Origin of the sequence: Nitrosomonas oligotropha (genome assembly GCF_900106555.1) — a bacterium.
Lineage (GTDB): Bacteria > Pseudomonadota > Gammaproteobacteria > Burkholderiales > Nitrosomonadaceae > Nitrosomonas > Nitrosomonas oligotropha_A.
Genome location: NZ_FNOE01000069.1, coordinates 1 through 2,355 on the forward strand (window position 1 = coordinate 1; position 2,355 = coordinate 2,355).

Annotated in this window: 3 protein-coding genes; 2 read left to right on the forward strand and 1 reads right to left on the reverse strand. The window is 40.0% G+C overall.

Annotated elements, in window-relative coordinates; all coding sequences use genetic code 11:
• The coding region (locus tag BLU57_RS15550) for a helix-turn-helix domain-containing protein (RefSeq protein WP_176776432.1) at window positions 1–315 on the reverse strand (315 nt) is incomplete at its 3' end.
• Between BLU57_RS15550 and BLU57_RS15555 the strand changes: the two genes are divergently transcribed.
• Window positions 308–1,207, forward strand: coding sequence for a hypothetical protein (locus BLU57_RS15555; protein WP_090322907.1), 900 nt, complete (start codon window positions 308–310; stop codon window positions 1,205–1,207). The two genes, BLU57_RS15550 and BLU57_RS15555, sit on opposite strands and share 8 nt — an antisense overlap.
• Window positions 1,208–1,432: 225 nt before the next feature.
• A complete protein-coding gene (locus tag BLU57_RS15560; protein ID WP_090322910.1) occupies window positions 1,433–2,275 on the forward strand; it encodes a hypothetical protein in 843 nt (280 codons plus the stop codon).
• Window positions 2,276–2,355: the final 80 nt, after the last annotated feature.

Sequence of the window (2,355 nt, forward strand, 5' to 3'; positions counted from 1 at the left end):
GGTATCGAAATGAACGAGCTCGCCCGGGTAAGATTTGTTATAGCGCTTCGCTTCACGTTTGAGACGTTCCTGGATGGTTTGCTCGACCTTGGCCAAACGTTTAAGGCCATACTGCAACGTCTTGAATCGTTGGTTGGTACTGTCACGCGGGATAAATTCCTGTAACCTAGCTCGTTTCAGTACGTCATAAATCGTTGGACGGCTGACGTGGAAGTGTTCTGCCAGCTGAACTACCTTCCACAACCGGGTTTGATATAGCCGCCAGATTTCCTGACGATCCAATAATGTTAAGCGAGTGCGTTTGTGTATGTTCATCTACAGTATTCTCCTGAATACTGTAAACAACGCTAGGAATTCTTACATCCTAGAGATTCTAGACCCAACGAGTTTTGGGGTAGCTGCTCCACTCACCTCGATAGAAGACATAAAGCTGGCTGCATTTCACCGTCACGTACCAGCATTTGATAATAATGGTGATGTTTTTAAACCAAATATTCAAAACCTGCTTTGTCAATCATCAACAGGTGGCAAGGCAATTGCCCGGAAGTTCTTTACCAATACTGATGCGGTCGTTGTTGATCTACATAAACCTACCATTATTAACAGCTTGCAGTCGCCGTTTTCACAACATGACTTGCTCAGCAGAGTGGTTCATTTGCAATTGAAGCCTCTCACTACTGCGGAATATGCGAAAACGGGAGGCAAAATAAATTTAAAAAGCCAGTTTAAAACGGATTTCCCCGAAATCCTCAAAGGTTTCTATGGAATTTTGCAGAAAGTATTTGTTCTAATAGATAAAATTGAAAATCCCGTGACGCTTTTCAGAATGGGGGATTTTACTAAAGTTGGTATCGCACTTGAACAGGTGTTACAGCTTAAGGAAGGTAGTTTTATTGAGGCTTATGAAAATAACCTGAGGCGTGGTTCAGCTTCAATTATCGAAGATTCTGACCTAGCACAAGCTGTGATATCGCTGGCCAGGAAACTACGTGAAGCTGAAAAATATCTTCTGACCGATTTTATAGCGGTACTCAAGAAATATTCAAATTCCCCTCACAGCATACCTGCAAACTCCAAAGCCTTCAAAGCGGAGCTGGGTAGAGTCGAAAAGGCTTTGTTCGAACTGCATGGGATAAAAATTAAACACCTCGGAAAGACAAGTGCTGGTGTGCAAGTGATGATCACTCCATCACGGAAAAAATCCTGATGATTTAGTTGATGTGATGAATGTGACGAAAGTGACGAATATTTTTCATGTTGCACAGTATATCTAAGACACAAATTATGATTACTAACAGCACGTTATAAGAACATGGATAATATTTTTCTATTAATTCGGTTCACATTCATCACCAATCGTATTTGCAGCTAACAGTCAATTAATTTGATTGTTATCGTATTAATAAATTGTAAATCGCAACGGTGATTTATTATGGACAAGCAAATGACAAATGTATTTTTTGATATGGTAAGTTTTACGGTATCTATAATAAAAAGTGAACGGCTAGAAGTTAAGAATAACCTCTTTCAGCTTCTTAATAGTGAACCTTATAACCAGAAAGTAAATAAGGACAATTCCGACCCGCATGGCATTAGTGATTATAGGGTTAAACATTACCGGGAAATTAATGGGAGGTATAACCACACTTTTCATTTTGATATCCCCATGCATTCAAATGTTAAACAAGGTTATTCCTCTAAAGAAAATTATTTCAATTTAAAGGTATCTATATTTTCTAAAAATAAGTCACATAACTTTATTAAGTTTGAGTTTAATCCCGCGAAATTGGGCGAGGATGGTGGGTTTAAAATACGGGCTTTTTTAATCAAGATCCTGGGTATAAAGCTGGCGCGGACTTTGTTCTATGAGGCTCGTTTAACTAGGTTGGATACCACCATTGATTGCCATTCTGCTGTAGATAAGTTTTATATGTACACGAAGGGGTTTAGTTGTTCTGAGATTATTCGCGGCGCGGATGATGAAATTCAGTCCCAAATTTGTGGCAGCAATCGTAGCAATATCCGGGTTACCGTGTATGACAAAGCGGAACAGACAAAGCAGTCACATGGTCTTGATGCTGAATCTGTTAGCTGGGTCAGGCTTGAAATTGTGAATCGTGATCTGGGTTTCGCCATGGCCGAGATTCGTGAGAAGTTGGAGCTTCAATTCAAGAAGCTCGGTTTCTACCGCGCTGACTTTCTGGCTGATACGTATTTTGATGATGATTTTCTAGTTGCGGTGCAAGCTGAAGGTCTGAATTGTAAGAATTCCTAGCGTTGTTTACAGTATTCAGGAGAATACTGTAGATGAACATACACAAACGCACTCGCTTAACATTATTGGATCGTCAGGAA

Bases quoted from the DNA above. Each gene is read 5' to 3' on its own strand.
- BLU57_RS15555 (WP_090322907.1), top strand. From the start codon at position 308: ATGTTCATCTACAGTATTCTCCTGAATACTGTAAACAACGCTAGGAAT.
- BLU57_RS15560 (WP_090322910.1), top strand. From the start codon at position 1,433: ATGGACAAGCAAATGACAAATGTATTTTTTGATATGGTAAGTTTTACG.